Below are 21594 nucleotides of genomic sequence, written 5' to 3'. Positions count from 1 at the left end.
ATAAGACTTACGCATCACGTTTCGTAACGCCGCCATCTTGGCGGTGACTTTACCGCCAAGATGGCGGCGTTACGGATAATTTTGTGTAAGTTATGTATTTAATACTCGATACCTGGTTGAGCTTTTACACCTTGCTCTTTGAAGGGATGCTTAAGTAGGGTCATTTCTGTTACTAAATCTGCCCGTTCTATGAGTCCTGCTGGTGCGCCTCGACCTGTTAAAATAATGTGAGATAGTTCTGGTTTTTCTTCTAGTCCTGCTAGCACTTGCTCGACTTGCAAATAACCTAGTTTTAGTGCTATATTAATTTCATCAAGCAACACTAATCTAAAGTCGGAATTATGGATAAATGTTAAGGATTTTTCCCATGCTGCTTGAGCTTTTTGGATGTCGCGATCGCGGTCTTGGGTTTCCCAGGTGAAGCCTTCTCCCATGGCGTGAAATTCTAATTGATGTTCCCACTTCTCAAAAACGGCTTTTTCTGCGGGTTCCCAGGCTCCTTTGATAAATTGTACTATGGCGACGCGGTAGCCGTGACCGAGCGATCGCAGTACCATTCCCAATGCGGCCGTCGTCTTCCCTTTACCGTTTCCAGTGTTGACGATAATTAAGCCTTTTTCCCCTGATTTTTCAGCAATTCGCTGGTCTTGTACTTCTTTGCGACGCTGCATTTTCTGCTTGTGTTGTTCGGGGGTAAGGGAATTTGCGCGATCGCTTGTTTGATTTAATTCCATCTCAGTATTTGTTTGCATCAGATTCCTCAATATTTATACAATTTTATCAGAGTTATTGCCATACTGTTTGCAAATTGAGAACAAATCCAGGTTTATGCTAAACCTAGCTGTTAACAATTTTGTGCTGAGGAAGAAGTAAACAATCTAATTTTTCTGCTTCTATCTTGGTATTATATCACAATTTAACTAAATTGTGAAATTGAGATTTAGAGCAAATCGCATAGCAAGCAGAGGCAGAGTAAGGATGAGGATTATAACTAATTTGGATTGGTTTAATACGGTTAATGATTATGCTTTAATAATTCGACTGAGAGATTTTTCTACCGAATATTTGCAAACGCACCAATAATAAAAAACGATATTGATCTCGCTAAACAACTTGGGAACTCCCTCTAGTAAGCTAGAAGTTATCTTGTTTTTTAAGTGCTGCGAGTCCACTGCGATCGCAAAAAATAATAACCCCACGCCAGCTAGCAATAGCCCGTAAGGAGTAGATTTTAGTTGCCGCCGAAAAAACCATCCGTAGGAAAATAAAACAAGAGCATAGAACAAACTAACCCCTAATTTAGAGATTCCCATTCCCACAAGGTATATATGAATCCTGTAAATTTCATTCAGCATAAATCCCCCTGTTACAATAGCTGAAGCTAGAATAAATTCCTTTTCTGAATTGGGAGGATTAAAAGTTTTAAGCAAGCCATAGCTAAAAGCACAAACAATCACAGGTACGCAACATAATAACTGGAATGTGCGAGTTAAAAAAGCGACATTTGGCTGAGGGTAAAACAAAGGATGAAAAAATAAATCGCTGACTTCTAATCCAGATGATTTAGTAAGAATAATTGAAATCACTACCAGTAGCAAAGATAAAGTATTAAGCCAAATTATAGACAGAAATGTGGTCATAATTAAACGCTAAAATAATAGGTTTACCATAGAAACATAAAAAAAATATTACCACTATGGCTACTTATTTGCTACACTAACAAAAGTGTTATCAGATGGAGAGACAGCCATGCTGTCAGTTAAAGAAGCAGAATCAATCATTTTAGATTTGGTGCAACCCCTTGACAGTCAGGGAGATGTAGAAACGATAGACTTATTGGCCGCGTGGGGACGAATTTTAGCCGTACCTGTGACAAGTTCCCTCGATTTTCCCCACTGGGACAACTCCGCAATGGATGGTTACGCCGTGCGGTTTGCCGATGTTGAAAATTGTAGTCTAAATCAACCCGCAATACTGGAAATTATAGAAGAAATTCCCGCAGGATATCAGCCTAAATGTACTGTTCAATCGGGACAGGCGGCGCGGATTTTGACTGGGGCTGTTATGCCTGCGGGTGCTGATACAGTGGTGATGCAGGAGGAAACGCGCAGGGAAGGCGATCGCATTTCGATCTTAGTTTCTCCTTCCAAACCCAAAGCTTTTGTGCGTCACAAGGGCGATTTTTACCAAGCGGGCACGCCTTTGCTAATGCCTAATACAGTCCTCAATCCTCCAGAAATCGCCGTGTTAGCTGCCGCACAATGTATCCAAGTACCAGTTTACCGCCGTCTCCGCGTTGCAATTCTCTCCACTGGGGACGAATTAGTGTCTCCTGAGCAACCTTTACAACCAGGTCAATTGGTAGACTCGAATCAGTATGCTTTGGCCGCCTTGAGCTCACAAGCGGGTGCAGAAATCATCCGGTTAGGGATTATTCCCGACGATCGCGAAAAGTTGAAAGATGCGATCGCATCTGCCATTTCCACCGCAGATATCGTGCTTTCTACTGGAGGCGTTTCGGTGGGAGATTACGATTATATTGAAGAAATTATCGCATCTTTGGGAGGAGAAATTCACATTCGTGCCGTAGCAATAAAACCAGGAAAACCCCTAACTGTAGCAACTTTTAAACGAGAGGGACAGAGAAATTCCCCGATTTCACCAATTACCAATTACCAATTACCAATTACCAATTCTCAATGTCTTTACTTTGGTTTACCTGGTAATCCGGTTTCTAGTTTAGTAACGTTTTGGCGTTTTGTCCAGCCAGCAATGCGGAAACTTTCTGGACTTAAACAAGAAGCTTGGGGGCCAGAGTTTGTACAGGCGCGATCGCGCATTGACTTACGATCGGATGGGAAGCGAGAAAGTTACCTCTGGGGTCAATTACATTTATGTGCTGGCAATTATGAATTTGAACCTGCTAGCGGTAGTCAAAGTTCAGGTAATTTAATTAACCTAGTTAATACTACAGGTTTAGCAGTTATCCCTGTGGATCAAACTTGGATTCAAGCAGGAGACTTAGTTCAAGTTTTAATTGTTAACTGTTATCAATTAGCCATTAGCAATTAGCCATTAGCAATTAGCCATTAGCAATTAGCCATTATGCGAATTTTAATTGTTGAAGATGACCCAATGATGCAATTGGGACTAGAGCAAGTTTTAGGGGATTGTCCTGATTTAGAAATAGTAGGACAAGCAGAAGACGGTTACTTAGCAGTCGAAGCAGCATTAAGGCTTAAACCCGATCTGATCGTCATGGATATCGGTTTGCCGCGACTGGATGGAATTGCAGCAACGCAACAAATTAAAGAAAAATTGCCTGATGTGCGGGTGGTGATGCTAACTTCTCATACGGCAGAAACAGAAATTATTGCTGCTCTTTCTAGCGGTGCAGATGCTTACTGTATTAAAGGTGCTTCAGTAGAGCGTTTGTTAGCTGCGATCGCCGCTGCTGCTGAAGGTGCTACCTATCTCGATCCTCAAATTGCTAGGACTGTAATTGAAAATCTCAAACCTCCTACCCCTGTATCTACAGCAAGTATAGGTCAACTCTCACAGCGGGAATCAGAAGTGTTAAAATTGATGGTAGAAGGTTATAGCAATCCTGAAATTGCTGCTGCACTTTATCTCAGTCCTAATACTATTAAAACTCACGTTCGCGGTATTATGAATAAGTTAGCAGTGGATGATAGGGTGCAGGCAGCAGTAGTCGCGTTGAGAGCAGGACTTGTTTAAAATTATAAGGATGTGAAGTATTCGGTTCTGGCGTTGATTCTGGAACAGGTTGTTTTATTGACGCGGATGCTGGTCAAACTAAACTTAGTTAATTACTTAACTACAACACTATCAACAATCGGCAAAGTAAACCAAAAAGTAGCACCCGCACCCGGATTACTAATTACTCCAATTTCCCCTCCGTGAGCGGCAATAATTTGACGACAAAGATATAGTCCCAAACCCAAACCAAGAGAATGCCGAACTTGAGAACCCCTAGCATAAAGGTCAAAAAGGCGATCGCATTGTTCAGAAGGTATTCCCACGCCGTCATCCTCCACAGTACAGCGAATCATTTTGATTGAACGATCGGCAATTTTCCTCTGATTATCCACTTCTATTATTGTCGCAGTCATCGTCAAATTAAGTCCCGGCGCATTGTGTTTCAAAGCATTAGCAATCAAATTTGAAAATACCCGCCATAACTGCGTAGAGTCAGCATTAACTAATGGTAAATCTGCTGAAACTTGATTTTTTACAGCCGTTTGATGTTGCACCAACATTGGTTCTAAATCTGCGATTGCAGAGTCAATTAAACCTCTCAAATGTAGTGGTTCGCATTGCAAAACTAAACCCCGTACCTCGCTAGCCTGTACTTCCAAAAGCGAATTTATTAACTTTAATTGCTGTTCGCTCCCTTGAATCATCCGCAACAAAATAGATCGCGGTACTGCGATCCCATCCCCAGGCTTTTTCTCCCAATTTTTCAACACCATTAACATCCCTGCAACCGGGTTTCGCAAGTCGTGAGAGAGAGCATGGATAAACACCCGCAAAGCTTCCTCCGCCTGCTTTCGCTGCGTGATATCCTCAATTAAACCTTCATAATAAAGCACCTTGCCATTAGCATCCCGCACCGTTCGTGCGTTCTCAGAAATCCAGACAATGCTGCCATCTTTGCGGTAGATTTGAGACTCAAAATCCGATACTCTTCCGTGTTCTTCAATCTGTCTAATAAACTCAGCACGGCGATTTGGTTCTACATATAATTGATGTTCTATATCAGTAAAAATATCTGTTACTTCTTCCGATAAATCGTAGCCATAAATTCTAGCTAAAGCCGGATTAGCTGTAATATATCTCCCATCAGGAGTACTCTGAAAAATTCCCTCCCCGGCATTTTCAAAAATACTGCGATACTTCGCTTCCGCTGCTTCTAACTTATCATAAGTTACGGCCAAAGACCGCCTAGTTTCAAACTCATCTCGCTGTAAGCGCTCGTACAAATATACCGACAAATCGCAAATAAAACAAAACCAAAATAAGTATAAATAAAATCCTGCAAAATGGAAAGCTGTCATCTTCGCGATGGTGAGATTAAGCGCCCAATTTACTCCTATATAACAAGCAACTACACCTAACTGTGAAACTACATGAAGGGGCCATCGCACAGGCATTAATGTCGCCTGAGTTAAAAATGCCAAACACCACATTAAAGTCTGAGGTTCTGCTTGACCAATTAGGGCCGCTCCTACCTGTACAATGATAGTTAGCGACCAAGAAAAACCTAAAAATAATAAACTGGGATAGCGCCTTCCTAGTTCAGTTTGGTGCAATGCTAAACAGGTAAGTAATCCTAATTCAACAGCAATACCAATATAGAGATTTGCCGCTTTAAATTGTTTGGGATCGAAGATAGATTCTCCCCAAAGATAAACCGTAATTGTTAAAGCAAAAAAGACTGCAATCCACAAGGCGGGACGCAGGCGGTTTCTCAGAAAACGGTCACGCCAAACCTCATAATTGACGGACACCTGAGCTGCTTTAACATTGCTCAGATTGGTCATAGGAAGAAGGAAGAAGGAAGAAGGAAGAAGGAAGAAAGAAGAAGGAAGAAGGATTTAGCTATATAACAACCTAGAACTAATTACGTAACGCCGCCTTCTAGGCGGTAATATACCGCCCAGAGGGCGGCGTTACGTAATAGAAATAGCCTTGTCTATCTTCGTGATTGTTATATTTCATAATTCAAACAATAGTTAGCAATAGGTAGTGTAAACCAGAACTTTGAACCAACTCCGAGATTACTATCAACTCCCATTTCGCCACCGTGAGCTTTAATAATTTGGCGAGAGATATATAGTCCTAAACCTAGACCAGTCAACTGTCTATTATTAGGGTCTTGAACGTAAAGTTCAAACAGAGATGCACATTGCTGAGGACTTATCCCTACTCCATTATCTTCAATCGTACAACGAATTATGTTACTTTCGCTTGTGCTTTTCCCTAAAGTATAAGTCGATGGATGGGGGATTGAGCATTGTCTTGTTTTGGTACTTGCATTAATTACATCTATCTTAAGGCTTAAATTCACTCCGGGCGGGTTATGTTTGAGAGCATTCGTCAGCAGGTTTTCAAATACGCGCCGCAACTGTTTAGCGTCGCCATTTACTAGGGGTAAATCTGCGGGTACGCTTTGAGTTAAAGTTGCGTTGTTTTTACCTAAAATATGTTCTAAATCCTTTATAACGTCTGAACTCAAATCGCTTAATTGTAGTGGGGTGCAGTTAAGGACAATTCCGTTGACTTCGCTGGCGTGAGCATCTAGAAGAGAATTAACCATAGTTAACTGGTGTTCGCTACCCTGCACCATTCGTTCTAAAATTGAACGAGGAACTGGTATTTTTTGCTGATTTTCCCCTGGTAAATTGCCCATGCAAGGCTTGTTAAGCAAATTTTTTAGCAAAATCAACATTCCCATTAGTGGGGTGCGGAGATTGTGAGAAACTGCGTGTATAAATAGGTCTTTAAGTCGGTTGCTTTCTTGAAGTTCTTGCATTTTTTGCTGGAGTTCTTGGGTGCGTTCTTCGACTTGGCGTTCTAGGTTAGCATTGAGAGTTGTTACTTGCTGTAACAACTGCGCTTGTTGGAGAGCGATCGCGACTTGTGTAGCTAGTTTTTCTAATAAATCAATTTCAAATTGTTGCCAATGGCGCGTTCCCGCACACTGATTGACTACCAACAGTCCAAATAGCTGTTCTCCTAACATAATTGGTAGGTTTAATGTTGCCCGCACTTGATAATTATGGTAGTATTCAACCATTGCGGCTGGTATTTCTATCTGAGTAGTATCGGCAATGGCACAGACGGCATTATGGGCGTAATATTTTCTCACTTCATTAATGTGATTATTGTCGGTAAATTTCCAGGCTAAAATCGAAGGGAAATCGGGATTTACAGACTCGGCAACTATGATACTATACTGAGATTTTGTCTGGGATGCTTCGATACTATTTAAAGTAGCAATAAAGGCGCGGTCTGCTTTAAAAAATTGTCTGACTTCGGCGACAGTAGTATTAAGAATTTCGTCGAGGTCAAGCGATCGCCTAATTCGCAGTGCAATTTCGCCTAACAAGCGATCGCGCCAAGCAGACACCCGCAGAGCTTCTTCAGTGGCTTTACGCTCCGTCACATCCTGTACCGCCGCCACCATCCCATTGTGCTTAACGGCTGAGTGTTCCCGCAAAGTGCGATCGCTCCCATCTGGGAGGACAATTCTGTACTCAATACAATAATGTTTTTGCTCAAATACTGCTCTCTGATGCGATCGCGCCACTAACTCCCGATCTTCGGGATGTACTGCTTGTAAAAACGCTTCCTCGCTGGGTTCACAGCAACCAGGAGCATAACCCAGCAAACGGTAAAGTTCCGCCGACCACCGCAACTCAATTATAGACTTTCTTTCCCCTCTTAATTTAGGTGAATAAGAAGGGTAAATCAAGGATTCAAAATTATCGCTGGTCGCATTACCAACTCCATATTTTAAATCCCAGTTACCTAATTGAGCAATACGTTGAGCATTAGCTAAACTTGCTTCACTCTCCCGCAATAGAGAAGCCGTGCGACCTACATCTACTAATGCCTGCTGTCGTTCCGCAACAGCAGCAGCTAAAATTAAAGCCGTACTCGCGATCGCACCCATAAAAACTTGTAAAAACAACACAGCTTGATTGAGATTTAAGCTCTTAGCAACAAAAGGGCCCGCTCCCTGTACAGCACCAAAAATAGCGATAGTTGAGACAATGACGCTAGCCAAAATTGCCCCTTTTTGACCAAATCTCAAGGCAGCCCAAACCACGAAAGGAAAAGGTAAATATTCCAGTGGATAAAGTGCAATAGCGGCTTCAGTTTTCGAGCAAAATACTAACAAACTAATGCCGACTAATAAACTCAGCCAGACACCAATTTCAAAATAATTAATAATTAAAAATTTAAAACTAAAAATTGGATAAATACCATTTACAATCTTTGATTTTAAATTTTTAATTCCTAGACTCCCAATCAACAACAAGGGAGTTACAATTAAAATTCCCATGCCATCTCCGATCCAAGTTGTCCACCAATTTGTCCAAAAACTGCTCCACTTAGCAAAGCCGAAAAAGCACCCGCTCAAGTTGCCAAAAGTAGCAACTATAACGGTAGATATTACTGCACTAGCCAGCAATGCCATCACATCTCGCAGACGTTCCAAGCGAGGAGAAAAACCAATGCGATCGAGCAGCATTTTCCCAGCGATCGCTTGGAGAGTAACGCTAAAAGCACTGATAGCGATCGTCGGCCAAGGTATACTTAATCCCCCCGTTGAATTCAATAAAAAAGAACCGATCGCTACCCCTGGCCACATTTGGAAGCCTTTCAATGAAAATGCTGCTAAGGCAATTCCCGCCGGTGGCCACACTGGGGAAGCCTCCGCTTTCGCCAGTCCCAACATCGACGCGGACAGTTTTCCCGTCAAAAAATAGGCTAAGGCAAGGATGCCTATGTGCAATATCAGCTCATAGCGGTTTTTAAGCAGTTTCATCTGAACTATTGATGCCACATCTGCCAGAGGTAGTAGTAATGATTAATTAAGTATTACTTTTAAATTACACTTTCCCAAAGCGATCGCACTTCCTTCCACTGCATTACCTGATTGGGTGAAGGAAGTAAAAATTTTTGAGTTTTAAGTTGTTAGTTTTGAATAATACAGAAGTTACAAACTTACTACAATTTTCGCTACTTTTCTAAAGCCCAAAACCCCTTTTACCATCAGGCTTCACCGTCATCCAATTCGTCTTAGCCATAGCTAATTGCTCATCAGAAACCGTTGCATCAATCAGATTTGCCCCGCACAAATTGGCCCCGCGCAAATTCGCTTTACTCAAGTAAGCACCTGCAAGATTAGCACCTCTGAGATCCGCTGATTGTAAATTTGCCGTACTACAATAAGCTTGACTTAAATTCGCATCCCGCAAATTCGCTTCCACTAATCGGGCGTGACCTAAATTTGCCTCCGACAAATCAGCCCCTTGCAAATTTGCTCTAGTCAATCGAGCCTCGTAAAAATTTGCCCCCGCCAAATTCACTCCCTTCAAGTTCAAACCGCCAAAATCGCAATCGGCAAAATCTCTCTTGCCTTTAAAATAGGCAGCTCGCAGCGTATTCGCATCCCACTTCGGCGGAAGTTTCGAGCCTTTTCCGCCGGAAGTGTGGCTCGTCATCCCTGTCATTCCAGTTCTGGAAGTAGCGGGATTGCGCCCATTTTTAGACTGCATACCCGTTCCCCCAGTTTGAGAGAAGGAGCTTTTATTACCCAAGCGAGTTTGTCTAGCCCGAATATCCTGAGCGATTTTCGCCGCCGGCGACAGCCATGCTGAACCGTCAGCGTTAAATACAGTCGGGTCTTCCGGCTGCTGATGGGGTCTTCTTTGGCTCACCATGCCATCGGAAAGGCTAGAGGTATCTTCTTGTTCGTGATTGAGCGCTCTGAGAACTTCGTTAGCCGACTGGTAGCGGTAGCCAACCATTGGCTGAAGCATTTTGTCGAAGATACCTTCAAGGTGTTTGCTGACATAAACATGGGACTGCCAGATAATTTCGCCGCTTACTGGGTCAAAATCCAAATCTTTAGGAGATTTGCCTGTCAGCAGGAACAAGCACGTCATCCCCAAGGCATAGATATCGCTGGCGTAGACTGGCCGCATCGCCATCTGTTCGGGCGGTGCGAAGCTAAATGTGCCGACGGAGAATTTTGTGTTAGCCGTCTGATCCGTCATATCCAGTAAAATTGTCTGGCCAACTTGATCTTTTACGGCTCCGAAGTCAATGAGTACCAAGCGGTTGTCTTGACTGCGGCGGAGGATGTTCGCGGGTTTAATATCCCGATGGATAACCCCTTGACTGTGGATGTAATTGATTACTGGCAGCAGTTCTTTCAGAAAGTCTATAATGCCGGATTCATTGAAGGGGCCAGAGGTTTTGACCTCCTGTTTGAGGGTAGCGCCTTTAATGTATTCCTGAACCAAATAAAATTGCTGACCGGCTTCAAAGTAGTCTAGCAGTCGGGGGACTTGGGGGTGATCGCCCAATTTGCCGAGAGTTTTGGCTTCGCGCTTAAATAACTCCCGCGCCATTTCTAAAATTCGCGGCGATGTGGCGTTGGGGCGCAGTTGCTTGACTACGCAAGTCGGCTGACCAGGTAACGAGATATCCTTGGCTAGGAATGTGGCTCCAAAACCCCCTTGTCCTAGAGGTTGGATTACTTGATAGCGAGCTCGCAGCAGCAATCGCGAACCGCACGCCTGACATTGGATGGCTTCAGGCGGGTTCTGAGGTTGGGGGCAGGCCGGATTTATGCAGTAGCTCATGTTAATCAAGTGTGCCTAAGTTTTGCTAATCTAGCTAGGACAGCTCCACTACACAGACCCCTGTGGGTACACCAGCTAGAAATATGATTTTCTGCCAGTTGTCGGGGAGTGTGGGCGGGGCTGCTAATTTTCGATGCACCTACGTCTTTTAGCTTGATATCCTTACTATATTTTAATTATCTCGCTATTCTGGTCGATTTTTCGAGAAAATATTTAAAGACTCTTTAAAGACTTATTGAATTTAGTATCTATTATAGAATTTATTTCTAAACTTAAGTGCTTTTTGCAGCCTTGGATACTTTTATCGGACAAGGCCTAAGCTGCATAGTTTTTCTATTGACACTTTTAAGTAAATATGCTGTGAAAAGTAGGAAGCGATCGCGATCGCCCAGTCCCCCAGGGGTTGAAACCCCTACCTCAGAGTTTAACTCCTCTCCAGAAGACTAATGAATTTAACAGTCGTCATTCCGCAGGACTTAACCTTAATCTCAGGCGCTTAAGTCCCCAGCAAGTTTTGGCTTAAGTCGCCCTCTGGATGCTACGTTACGAAAAGGACATGGAAAGAGGACAAAGGACAAAAGAATGCGTATCTCTATCAACTGGCTGCGGGAACTGGTAGACATCGCCGTAACGCCAGAAGAACTAGCGGAAACCCTGACAATGGCTGGGTTTGAGGTAGAAGAAATCGAAGACCGCCGCACTTGGGCCGATGGTGTGGTATTGGGCAAAATAGTTGCTTGCGAGCAACATCCCAATGCTGACAAGCTGAGAGTCTGTCAAGTGGATATCGGTAAAGGTGAACCGTTAAACATTGTTTGCGGAGCTCCCAATGCTAGAGCTGATATCTATGTAGCTGTCGCCACTATTGGGACTTATCTACCAAATATCGACTTGAAGATTAAACCTGCTAAACTGCGGGGCGTTCCTTCTGAGGGGATGATTTGCTCTGTGGCGGAATTGGGACTAGCTAAAGAGTCTCCTGGCATTCACATCTTTGAACTGGAAAATCCCGAATTAGGCAGTGATATTCGGCCATTATTAGGTTTAGATGATGTCATTTTAGACTTGACAGCAACGGCAAATCGCGCTGATGCTTTGAGTATGGTGGGCGTGGCCAGAGAAGTGGCGGCGCTAACTGGAGCAAATCTGAGAATTCCTGAAGCGGCGGGGGTGTTAATTCAAGGGAAAGAAGGCGGTGAGAGTGGAAGTTTAGCGATAGATATTTCCCCGTCTCAAGCTTGCCCAATTTACATTGGCACTGCCATCGAAAAAGTGAAAATAGGCCCTTCTCCGACTTGGTTACAGCAACGTTTACAAGCGGCGGGAGTAAGGCCAATTAGTAATGTGGTTGATGTTACTAATTATATTCTTTTAGAATGGGGTCAACCGCTTCACGCTTTCGATAGAGATCGGTTGGAAACTGTAGCTGGTAGTAGCGATCTAACTATTGGCGTTCGCTTTGCCAATTCGGGGGAATCACTGAAAACTCTTGACGGTCAAACACGGAATTTGCAAGCACAAGCGCTGTTAATTACTGTTAATGACAAGCCTGTAGCTCTAGCTGGCGTGATGGGTGGGGAAGAGACGGAAGTTCACGAAGGTACGCAGAATTTGGTTTTGGAAGCTGCCATTTTTGAGCCTGTAGCCATTCGGCGTTCTGCTCGTTCTCAAGGTTTGCGAAGTGAGGCTTCTACTCGCTACGAACGGGGGGTAAATCAGGCAGAATTAGCTTTAGCTTGCCGCTGTGCTTTAAAGTTGATTGTTGAATTGGCAGAAGGAGTCCCTGTTGTTCAGGAAAGTGCCAGTATCGGTGTAGATAAGTCAAATTTAACTCGCAGTGTAGAATTGCGTTTAGATCGAGTTAATCAAGTTTTAGGACAACTTAAACGGGGCGAAGGTACGCTTTATGAAAAGTATCTACAACCTGATGAAATTAAGGGTATTCTGACAGCTTTAGGCTGCGGTGTGGCTCCAAGTGTTGAGGAAAGAGTGTGGACGGTGACGGTACCAGTTTATCGTCATCGGGACTTAGAACGGGAGATTGATTTAATTGAGGAAATTGCGCGGCTTTACGGTTACGATCGCTTTTGTGATACTTTACCAAGTAAGACGGCGGCAGGTTTTTTACCATTAGAATATGCTGCAATTCGTAATATTAGAGCAGCTTTTCGCGCTTCAGGTTTGACGGAGTTAATGCACTATTCTCTGGTGAAAACTGAGGGGGAAAATCAAGTAGTTTTGGCTAATCCGCTGTTAGTTGAGTATTCGGCTTTGCGGACGGAGATGTTGTCAGGATTGATCGATGCTTTTGAGTATAATTTAGAGCAGGGAAATGGCCCATTAAATGGGTTTGAAATTGGTCGTATTTTCTGGAAAAATGGGGAGGAAATGCGGGAAGGGGACAGGGTTGCTGGTATTATTGGGGGCGATCCAATTCAAGGGAAATGGCAACAAGGTGGACGAGATCGCGCTTTGACTTGGTTTGAGGCGAAGGGGATTTTAGAGGGTGTGTTTGAGTCCTTGGGTTTGAGGGTAGAATATCAAAGCGATAGCAGTGATTCGCGACTGCATCCAGGCCGCACAGCAGGGTTATCAATTCTCTCTAATTCATTAAAAAAGGGTGAAAGTAATCCTTTAGGAATTTTCGGACAAGTACACCCGCAATTGCAACAAGAACGAGGTTTACCAGAGGCGGTTTATGCCTTCGAGTTTGATTTGAAGGTGTTGCTAGCGGCGTTGAATGAAGCTGATAATTTGACTCGGAAATTCAGTGTTTATTCTAGTTACCCTGCGGCTGAAAGAGATTTAGCTTTATTTGCACCTATTGATGTTTCTGTTGTTGAGATTGAAGGTGTGATGAAAAAGGCGGGGGGGAGTTTGCTGGAGTCGGTAGAATTGTTTGATGAATATCGCGGCGAGAATGTGCCGGAAGGTCAAAGAAGTTTGGCTTTTCGGTTAATTTATCGAGTTAGCGATCGCACTCTTTCTGATGGTGATATTGAACCTGTGCAACAAAAAGTTCGCGATGCACTGGTGAAGCAGTTCGCTGTTAGTTTGAGAAGTTAGGCTGTTGTTAATGGCCGTAACATTTCGCTAACGATAAAGGAAGTGTCAGGAAAGTGCAAAGGTGAAATAGTCATGCTATCAGCAAGTATTAATTCACTTTTGTAGCCTTCCTGACTCGGTTCTCTAAATACGTGGAGTTGGCGGTCATTGACATCCAATACCCAATAATCAATAATGCCTGATTGAGCGTAAATTTGGGCTTTGATTCCGCAATCTTTTCTGAGAGTTGTATCGGCAATTTCAATAATTAAGTAAATTTCTGATGGGGTTGGGTGTCGGTCTTCGTAGTAGAGTGGATCTCGAACAAGCAAGGCAATATCTGGTTCCGGTTCGGAGTTATCATTTAATTTAATAGAGTCTTGTACGCTAATCAAAACTGACTTCCCTAAACGATCTTGCAATAGTTCTACAGTACGTTTTACTGCTGCATTGTGCGCTGTTCCTTTGGATGCCATTTTTACTATTTGTCCTGTTAGTAATTCTACTTTTTCATCCTCGTCAATAATACCAGTTTCTATCATCAGGTGATAATCTTGAACTGTAAATAAATGAATTTCTAATAATGTTGTCATGGCTGTCTCCTGTACTTGCTTAACGTGACCATTTCGGTGGTTAAGATACCGCCCAGAGGGCGGCGTTACGAGTAATATGGTGTTAAGTTATAATTTAGCGTAACATATTAAATAGCAAGAACGTCAAACTTTATGGAAGAATTAATGGAATTAAAGGAGTTGTTGCACCGAGGCAAGGTTGCAGAGGCGCTGCTACTGGTGGAAGAATTGGAAGAAATGAGTAAATCTGATAAGCTGAATAAAATTTTTAGTTATGGTATAATTTTGCTGTTGCATTTAATTAAAAAAGTTGCTGAAAACCGCACTACTAAGTCTTGGGAAACTTCGATTTTTAATGCAGTTAAGCAAATTCAACGTACTAACAAACGGCATAAAGCTAAAGGAAACTATCTCACGGAAGAGGAATTAGTGGAGACTTTACAGGATGCCTATGAGTCGGCGTTGAAGTCGGCGGCTTTAGAAGCTTTTGAAGGGATATATAATTTTGAAGAAATTGCCAAAATGGTCAAGGAAGATGATATTATAACAATGGCAATGGATTTGATTTTAGATCGATAGTCTGAAAGTTAAATTATTAAGGAGATTGAAGGCTATGACTAAGTATGTGATGTGGGGAAGTTACTGTGAGGATGTCATCGAAAAGCGTGCGCCTTTTCGGGATGCTCATTTGGCTGGTTTGGCGAAGCAAAAAGAGTCTGGTGTGTTGATTACAATTGGGCCAACTAAGGATTTAACTAAGGTTTTTGCGATTTATGAGGCTGAGGATGAAGCAAGTGTGAGACAATGGGTGGAGGCCGATCCTTATTGGCAAAATGGGGTTTGGACTGAGTATGATGTGAAAGAGTGGATTCAGGCTTTTTAAAGGAGTTAATATGGTGAACAGCTTAAGACTAGGTGACGATGATTTAATTCCAGTGGACTATGGTGATTTACTGGATAAAATCTTAGGAGTTTTGCAGAGTCAAAATCCTTTTAGTCGGTCAAGTGATAACTATCGCCTGGTAATTGATATTGATGCAATTGCCAATGAAGTCTCCCAATTACAAATCATTCCTCCCTTGGGTTCTTTTGAACGCCAAGCACGTTCTGCTACAGTCAATTTTCCAGGGGAAGTTGAAACTAAATTTGGCAATCAAATTAGACAAATTAGAGATTGTTTGCGTCAACATTTAGCATCTGCTGTGGGAGGTAATGATGCTATTGCAGATTTCGTCTCTAACTTAATTGAGCCTTTAGAATCACCAGTTTTTCAGGGAAGCGGTCAAGAATTAGGTTTCAAATACGATTTTGCCAAATCCTCTCCTATCTTAGCGAAAAAGAAGCTAACTTTGCAGCGCCCAAATACTGTTGGGACAACGGCAATTTTGAAGCTGCATAAATTGACTATCACCGTGCGAGATTCAGACATCTTTCAGCAACAACTCAAGGAGGGTTTACAAAATTACATTAATGAAAATGCTGAGAGTGAAAGCGATAAGCAAGAACTGCGTCATCGGCTTGATGAGGAGGTTAAAAATGGAAATTCTGATTTTCACAAGTTGCTCAAAATTGTAGACAAAGAAACTCTAGGGAAGCTAAAAAAAGAAGCTAAAATTACCTACTTGGAGTATCTACTAGAACACCTCCGCACTAGCAACACAGATAGTGTTGGTATTATCTATTTAGAACAATTGATACGACGGCTTAGGTGGATCGAAGAATACATTAGCGATCTCACAAAAGATGACGGCTATTATAATGTCAATTATGCTGGTGTCACAGTTAACTACAGAGATATGTTTTCCAGAGCGGAAGCCTTAGATGCACTTCCCATCATTCCAATTGTAGCAGGCTATTTAGGAGAAACCACAGACAGCCATTTGAGCGAACGTAAATATATTTTTGGTTTAAAAATGAAATTTGGCAACGAAGTTCAAGCACGCGGCGGTGAACCTGTGTTTGACTATAACCTGAATTTGCTAAATCCTGAAAGTGAGGAACACCAAGCTGAATTGGCGGATAGCTACACTAGCGAAACCTTTATTCGCAAGGTATTAAAAATAGCATTCTTGTACTATTTTGTATTTGCTTCTCGGAGCAATCCCTTAGCACCCGATTACAACCCTGAATCTGAATTAACTTACGATCCTAGACAAAGCTTTGAAGCAGTAAGGTCTGTACTCAGAGATTCTGATGAAGAAAAGAAAAAGGGAATATTTCGAGGCATCATAAAAGGCTTAAATACATATCATGTTGAAGTAAAAATAGAGCGTTTAAAACAACTCTTAAGAAAGTTTTTAGATCGCGAAACAATTTTGCCAAGTCGCACAGAGCCGCGACATATCAGCATCAAAAGAGGCATTCTAGAAGACCTCGATAACGCTTTAACGACAGGTCGATTTTTTAATGATGTTCTGCAACGAAATCCCAAGCAAGCACTTCAGTATATCACTGTTGAAGAATCGAGCATCAACGAAACAGCTATCTGTCAACTACCAGTCAATATCATAATTGAAGATGTCCGTTATTTTTCTACTGATGAATTTCAAAATTTCAGTATAGAATACAACATTAAGGGCATTAATGCTTTGCCTGTAATGTGGGTTCCCGAAAGTCTAATGAGCGTATGTGACAACTCTTTCAAGCAGTATAAAATGCTGTTATTTTGCTATAACAATAGACGTTTAGACAGCCAGGAAGGTTTGAAACCAGAAGCAGGATTTGTTTACAAATTCTCTATTTCACTGCTGTCTTATATTTGCTTGGAAATCTTGTTACACAATCAGAAAAAGAATTTGTTTATTCCGATGGTGAGACTTCACGAATGCGACCACAATCACCCTTCGCCGTCGGAAAAGTTTATGGCTAACGTTTCCAAAACATTGTCTCATCTTTTTAGTGAAAAATACCGATCGACTTCTCAAGGGTTTCGCATCAAGGGAAAACCCAATGGTTTCAGTATCCGCAATGGTTTAAGTTCCCTCTATTCAATTCTTCCTAAAAAGTTTAAATTCAGGAATGTTCCACTATCTCCAGAGTTGGATAATTTAGCAATTATTGTCGTCTCCAGTTGCGAAAGTGATGCGAAAAAAGGTAATAGCGATCGCTTTCAGAGAAAAACCTGTTTGTTAGGTGAAGTTGCGGGAATCAAACGCCTATCAGAGGATACAATTCAAGTCGGAATGCTAAAAACATTATCAGAAAACTACAGCGTTCAAAACCTTTATACTCAGCCATCAATCCTCGAAGATACTGTCAGCCAACTCTACAAGTATGGCTATCGCAATTTCCTGTATATTGCACAAGCACCTTATACAAGCACGCTGCACATTACCCAGACAGATGAAGATGAAGAATTATTTTTCATGTCGAAAAAGCTGATTGAAATTTTAAAAGGAGAGCGACAAGATATCAGGATTTATCCGATATTTTTTGATAAATATTACGTCCGCAGTCTGAAAGGACACAAGGGAGAATCTTTCTACATTCAGGATACAACGGAACTGGAAAGTTTATCAAAAGATCCCAGTCAACAAGCTGTGATGTTTTTCAATTTGTTTAATGGTATCAGAGTAGAACAAGGGGAAAAGAACTTTTACAATGGTGTGATTTCTTACTCGACACTATTGAATATATATGAAGGCATTCTGGATGACCAAGATATTCGCCAAGGTTTGATGTATGATGGTGAAATTAAAGATACTTTACTACACTATTTAACCATATTCCACTTTTCCAGGTATGAAGCCCGTCAACAGATTAGTTTGAAACTCGATCCATACTCTCATATTATCGGCGATGATTCGGTTGGTAATCTATCTATATTTAGTCATGCGGGCGGGAGTGCAGAGTTTAACTCGCTGGCTTTTTTGAATAAGGTAAGAGAAGTATTGAGCGTAACTGAGAGAGGTGCAAAATAATGATAAGTGAAGATTTTGGACGGCTGTTTGAGGTGGGATTCAATATCGGGATTCTGGCATATATTAAAAAGGAAAAGCTGGCTCACAATTTTGGTGATTCTTACAGTCGGGATTTGCAGCAGCTCAAATTGCCAAAGATGATGGCGGAAATAATCAAAGAAGCTAATCTGCTGGCTAGTCTAGATGCTCAAGTTGTTGAAAAATGGAGCCTGTTTTTTGTTCAAAAAGGCTTTCTTGGTGGGTTGAATTTTTTCCGGGAGTACGTCAAATCTACTGGCTGGAATTTGCACAGATTGCAAATTTTGTATTGTCATTGTAGTTTTAGTGATGCTAATAGTATCAGAACCTATAAAAAAGGTGAAAAAGAAGCGTTTAAAGAACTATTATCTCAGTTAAAAACTACCAAACTTAGTTTATCAGATGATGAAATTAACTCGTACATCCGGCGCTACTCGAAAAAAGGCGAGTTTTTGCAAGCTGATACGCTCATCCTGTTACAACACGGGAATGATTTTAGAATTCTCTGCGTTGATTTGTCTGTGTTTTCTCCGATGTTAGCTCCAAAACCGGAGGATATCAATGAAATAGAGGCGATCAGAAAATATTTACTCAGAGAAATTAGTTATTTGCGATCGAAAAGTGTGTTTTCTAATCTGCGGATGGATACGAGCACTTTAGGTGTGGATTTCTCGGAGGATTTAAAACGCTTTTTTACAGCTTTTAAGTATAAGGATAAGGAAAGTACGAAGTTAATTCAGGCTGGTAGCTATGCTCACAGCTTTTATGGATTTCTGGAACAAACTGGTATAATTTCAAGTGAGGCTGACGTTTTGTTGAATGTGGTGGGTTATGGCGATCGCAATATTAGCGCTATTTCCCTACGAAAGGACAAACTTAAGTTGTTAGCAACTTGCGCCCAGATTTACAAAAACGAACCTACCAACAAGGAAATTAGTGACTCCCGCAGCGAAGTTTTGGATGTTATTCAATTTAACGCGGCTCGCAGTTTCAAAGAAGGCCGAAAATTTGTCAATTCTCTATTAGGAATTGGGAAAAATGTCACTGAACCTGTATGTCATACAGAGAGAATCGACGATTTTGAGAATTCAATAGATATTATCTCAGATAAACTGGCAGATGATTTGCAAATTTATCGCGGATTACATCTGAGAAATGCTCATGCTGAATTGATTGTGAAAGCGCTTCAATCTGATGAAACCTATATCTTTTTGACGGGGAATCCGGGAATTGGGAAAACTACGGCGATCGCAAAATTTCTCCAACAACATATCCATGACGGTTTCCTATTCTTCTACGTCAGTCCCCGCAAGCAAGTAAACTTAGATATTATCGAGAAATTCATAGATAAAAACACTGGGTTGCTGTGCGACGAGCGGCTATTTTGTATTAACACAAATTCCGACATTATTGCAAGTAATGGTGGTCGGCTTACAGTCAAGTACGCATCGAATAGCCATAGGAAAAACTTCACAAAACAAACAGTTCATTTTCTTCAAGACAATCCAGAAAATAAGACAAAAGAATACCACCAACGACAAATCGAAAGAAAGAATGAAACCGTAATTCAACCAGCTAGCGTCAAAACTATGGGAGTGCTAAATAGCATTTGCAATGGAATTTATAGCCTGATAAACTGTAAAACCTCTAACAATATTGTCGCTACGGTATCTATCCAATCTTTAAGAATGAAAGAAAATGGACAAAACACCCTAGATTATTTAGAAAAGATATTTCAAGATACTTATAACAAACGAGAAAAATTAGTCATACCCGCCAAGATGCAAGAAATATCTAGTCGCATCAAACACATTTTCATTATGATAGATGAAATTACTGGAGATGACGGTGGCGTTGAGTTTTTAGCCGGAATTGCCAAGATTGTCAAAAAACATGAATTGTACAAGCCGGAACATGGTTTTAATACTAAAATTATTGTAGCAGATGCTTCGATAGTTGACTCCGATGTGATTAAACAACACCTTGAAAATACATCCCCAGAACCGGATAAAATCTACTTTAAAAAGTTACCAAAAAATTCGGATGTAATTGCACCTTTACAAACCATTCCTTTTGAATTCAAAGGGCTACCTGCAAGGGCCATCAATGCGAATTCCTACCCAGCCCGCAGTTTGCAGATAACTTACAAGGTATTTGTAGAAACTGTTAGATATAATGAAGATGTGTCTTTAAAGGAGAATACTAATTTAGTAAAAAGAGTACAATCAGAAATAGTTGCAGATATCGAAACCAAATTAGCCTTACCTGGTGTTGAACAAATTATAGTCTATATTCAAAACAAGCAAAGATTGGCAGAATTAATCGCTCGAATTCGAGATAGTCGCGGCAAATTTGAGCAGTTTACCGATTATCTAGAAATTCACGCTAGTATCTCGGAACAGGAAAAACAAAAAATACAGCAGTGTAAAGATACAGCTAAAGTTATCTTTATGACTGCATCGGGAAGTCGCGGCTTATCGTTCCCGAAAACAAAACATATTTTAGTTGATATTCCCCGCTTCCAGATTGAGAAAAATCTGATGGAAGTGATACAGGTGATTTATCGGGGACGCGGGGAAGATAAACATGGGAAAACCCTTGATGGTGAAGATAAGGAGTTGTTTTTTTACCTGTCTGATACAGCAGTTTATTATGCTGATGATGCGGAACTTTCTTTAAAAGAAAGTAAATTGAATTTGTTAAATTTACTGCTGATTCTGAAGACGGCGGTAATGACGCGAATTTTGGGATATGGTTATTTAGGTAGGGAAAAGTTTTTGATGATTCCCATCGGTGGTAAGTCGGTTTCCGCGGTGGGCGATACTTTTAGTAACAAGATGGCTTCTTTAATTAAGACTTTAAAGAGCGAAAGCCAACGAGGAGATATGTTATTAAAGGAGGTTTATACGAGTTTAGAAGAACTTTTAGATCGTGGGGAGTTTGTTTTGACAAATTCTGACAACTCGCGTCACAAGGGCGATTCTTACCTGGAAATGCGGGATGATTTTAATCGCAAGTTTTTGGAAAAGTGCAATCCTCTTGCAGGTTTGCTGAGTTACGATCATCTAGAGATTGGTCATGTTTGTGGTAGTTTGTTGGTAGTACCTCTAGCTAATAAAAAGTTGGCAGAAAAGTACCAGATATCGCTGCATCAGAAAATTAAAAAATGTGTAGATAATCAGTTGCTGCAAAAAATGTATCGGATTAGGGATAGCAAGTCGTACCCGGAGAATGTAATATCGGCTATTAGAGGAGGTGCGATCGAATTAGTCCAATTTCTCAACAGCGATGTGGAAAAAACTCAGTATTTTGAACAGTTTAGCCAGCAGTTCGATCGCTATTATGCCATACCGCTGTTTGCCTTCGTTAGCGGGGAGGAAATGCAGGAGTATTTTGCTGACAGCAGGCTGGAAGAACCGGAAGACAGGCAGTTTCGAGAGATTTTGTCGGCTTATATGCGCTCGCTCTACCCTGTAGGTAGTGTAATGCCAATCGGACATAAATATCAAGATTTCCCGTTTATTGTGTTTAGAAGTTACAGTTTAGAACAAAGTAGGGAAAAGATTTTTACAGATAAATATCTTTTGACTTCTAACGAGTTAAACGTACTTAACTTGATTTTGTCTAAGGATTAAC

General features: G+C 41.4%; 14 protein-coding genes. 8 read left to right on the top strand and 6 right to left on the bottom strand.

Annotation, left to right across the window (positions count from 1 at the left end; all coding sequences use genetic code 11):
• Window positions 1-98: 98 nt before the first annotated feature.
• Together cobO and PY364_RS18805 are read right to left on the bottom strand one after the other, a co-directional pair.
• Window positions 99-752, bottom strand: coding sequence for a cob(I)yrinic acid a,c-diamide adenosyltransferase (gene cobO / locus PY364_RS18810; protein ID WP_275524781.1), 654 nt, complete (start codon window positions 750-752; stop codon window positions 99-101).
• A 270-nt stretch (window positions 753-1022) separates the two neighbouring features.
• Window positions 1023-1640, bottom strand: a complete 618-nt coding sequence (locus tag PY364_RS18805; protein ID WP_275524780.1) for a hypothetical protein — start codon at window positions 1638-1640, stop codon at window positions 1023-1025.
• 109 nt (window positions 1641-1749) lie between these two features.
• Here PY364_RS18805 and glp point away from each other — a divergent pair, with 109 nt between their 5' ends.
• Window positions 1750-3072 (top strand): gephyrin-like molybdotransferase Glp, encoded by a 1323-nt coding sequence (gene glp, locus PY364_RS18800; RefSeq protein ID WP_275524778.1) that lies wholly within the window; start codon window positions 1750-1752, stop codon window positions 3070-3072.
• A 33-nt stretch (window positions 3073-3105) separates the two neighbouring features.
• The gene (locus PY364_RS18795; protein ID WP_007354298.1) at window positions 3106-3738 is read left to right on the top strand and encodes a response regulator transcription factor; all 633 of its coding nucleotides are present in this window, start codon (window positions 3106-3108) and stop codon (window positions 3736-3738) included.
• 92 nt (window positions 3739-3830) lie between these two features.
• Here the strand turns inward: PY364_RS18795 and PY364_RS18790 are convergent, their stop codons facing one another.
• The 3 genes from PY364_RS18790 to PY364_RS18780 form a co-directional block, all read right to left on the bottom strand.
• Window positions 3831-5564: a PAS domain-containing sensor histidine kinase gene (locus PY364_RS18790; protein ID WP_275524776.1), complete on the bottom strand. Its 1734-nt coding sequence runs from the start codon at window positions 5562-5564 to the stop codon at window positions 3831-3833.
• A 167-nt stretch (window positions 5565-5731) separates the two neighbouring features.
• The gene (locus tag PY364_RS18785; RefSeq protein ID WP_275524774.1) at window positions 5732-8578 is read right to left on the bottom strand and encodes an MASE1 domain-containing protein; all 2847 of its coding nucleotides are present in this window, start codon (window positions 8576-8578) and stop codon (window positions 5732-5734) included.
• A 202-nt stretch (window positions 8579-8780) separates the two neighbouring features.
• Window positions 8781-10403: a serine/threonine-protein kinase gene (locus PY364_RS18780; protein WP_275524772.1), complete on the bottom strand. Its 1623-nt coding sequence runs from the start codon at window positions 10401-10403 to the stop codon at window positions 8781-8783.
• Window positions 10404-10679: 276 nt separating this feature from the next.
• Between PY364_RS18780 and PY364_RS18775 the strand changes: the two genes are divergently transcribed.
• Entirely contained in the window at window positions 10680-10850 is a 171-nt protein-coding gene (locus PY364_RS18775) for a hypothetical protein (RefSeq protein WP_275524770.1), read from the top strand.
• 135 nt (window positions 10851-10985) lie between these two features.
• Window positions 10986-13469: a phenylalanine--tRNA ligase subunit beta gene (gene pheT, locus PY364_RS18770; RefSeq protein ID WP_275524768.1), complete on the top strand. Its 2484-nt coding sequence runs from the start codon at window positions 10986-10988 to the stop codon at window positions 13467-13469.
• On the opposite strand, the gene PY364_RS18765 is transcribed toward pheT, so the two are convergent.
• Window positions 13466-14041 carry a Uma2 family endonuclease gene (locus PY364_RS18765; protein WP_275524766.1) on the bottom strand — a complete coding sequence of 192 codons (576 nt, stop codon included), beginning with the start codon at window positions 14039-14041 and terminating at the stop codon, window positions 13466-13468. The two genes, pheT and PY364_RS18765, sit on opposite strands and share 4 nt — an antisense overlap.
• A 132-nt stretch (window positions 14042-14173) precedes the next feature.
• On the opposite strand from PY364_RS18765, the gene PY364_RS18760 reads away from it, so the two are divergent.
• From PY364_RS18760 to PY364_RS18745, 4 genes are read left to right on the top strand one after another with little or no spacing between them, the layout of a single operon-like run.
• A complete protein-coding gene (locus PY364_RS18760; protein ID WP_275524764.1) occupies window positions 14174-14599 on the top strand; it encodes a DUF29 family protein in 426 nt (141 codons plus the stop codon).
• Between the two features lie 34 nt (window positions 14600-14633).
• Entirely contained in the window at window positions 14634-14903 is a 270-nt protein-coding gene (locus PY364_RS18755; protein ID WP_275524763.1) for a YciI family protein, read from the top strand.
• A 10-nt stretch (window positions 14904-14913) separates the two neighbouring features.
• Window positions 14914-17940: a hypothetical protein gene (locus tag PY364_RS18750; protein WP_275524761.1), complete on the top strand. Its 3027-nt coding sequence runs from the start codon at window positions 14914-14916 to the stop codon at window positions 17938-17940.
• On the top strand, window positions 17940-21593 hold the full coding sequence (locus PY364_RS18745) for a helicase (protein WP_275524760.1): 3654 nt from the start codon (window positions 17940-17942) through the stop codon (window positions 21591-21593). The genes PY364_RS18750 and PY364_RS18745 overlap by 1 nt, the downstream gene beginning before the upstream one ends.
• Window position 21594: the final 1 nt, after the last annotated feature.

It is taken from the genome of Kamptonema sp. UHCC 0994 (genome assembly GCF_029167235.1).
Classification (GTDB): Bacteria; Cyanobacteriota; Cyanobacteriia; order Cyanobacteriales; family Microcoleaceae; genus Kamptonema.
Note: the sequence above shows the minus strand (reverse complement) of the source record. Positions and strands in the feature narration are given on the sequence as shown.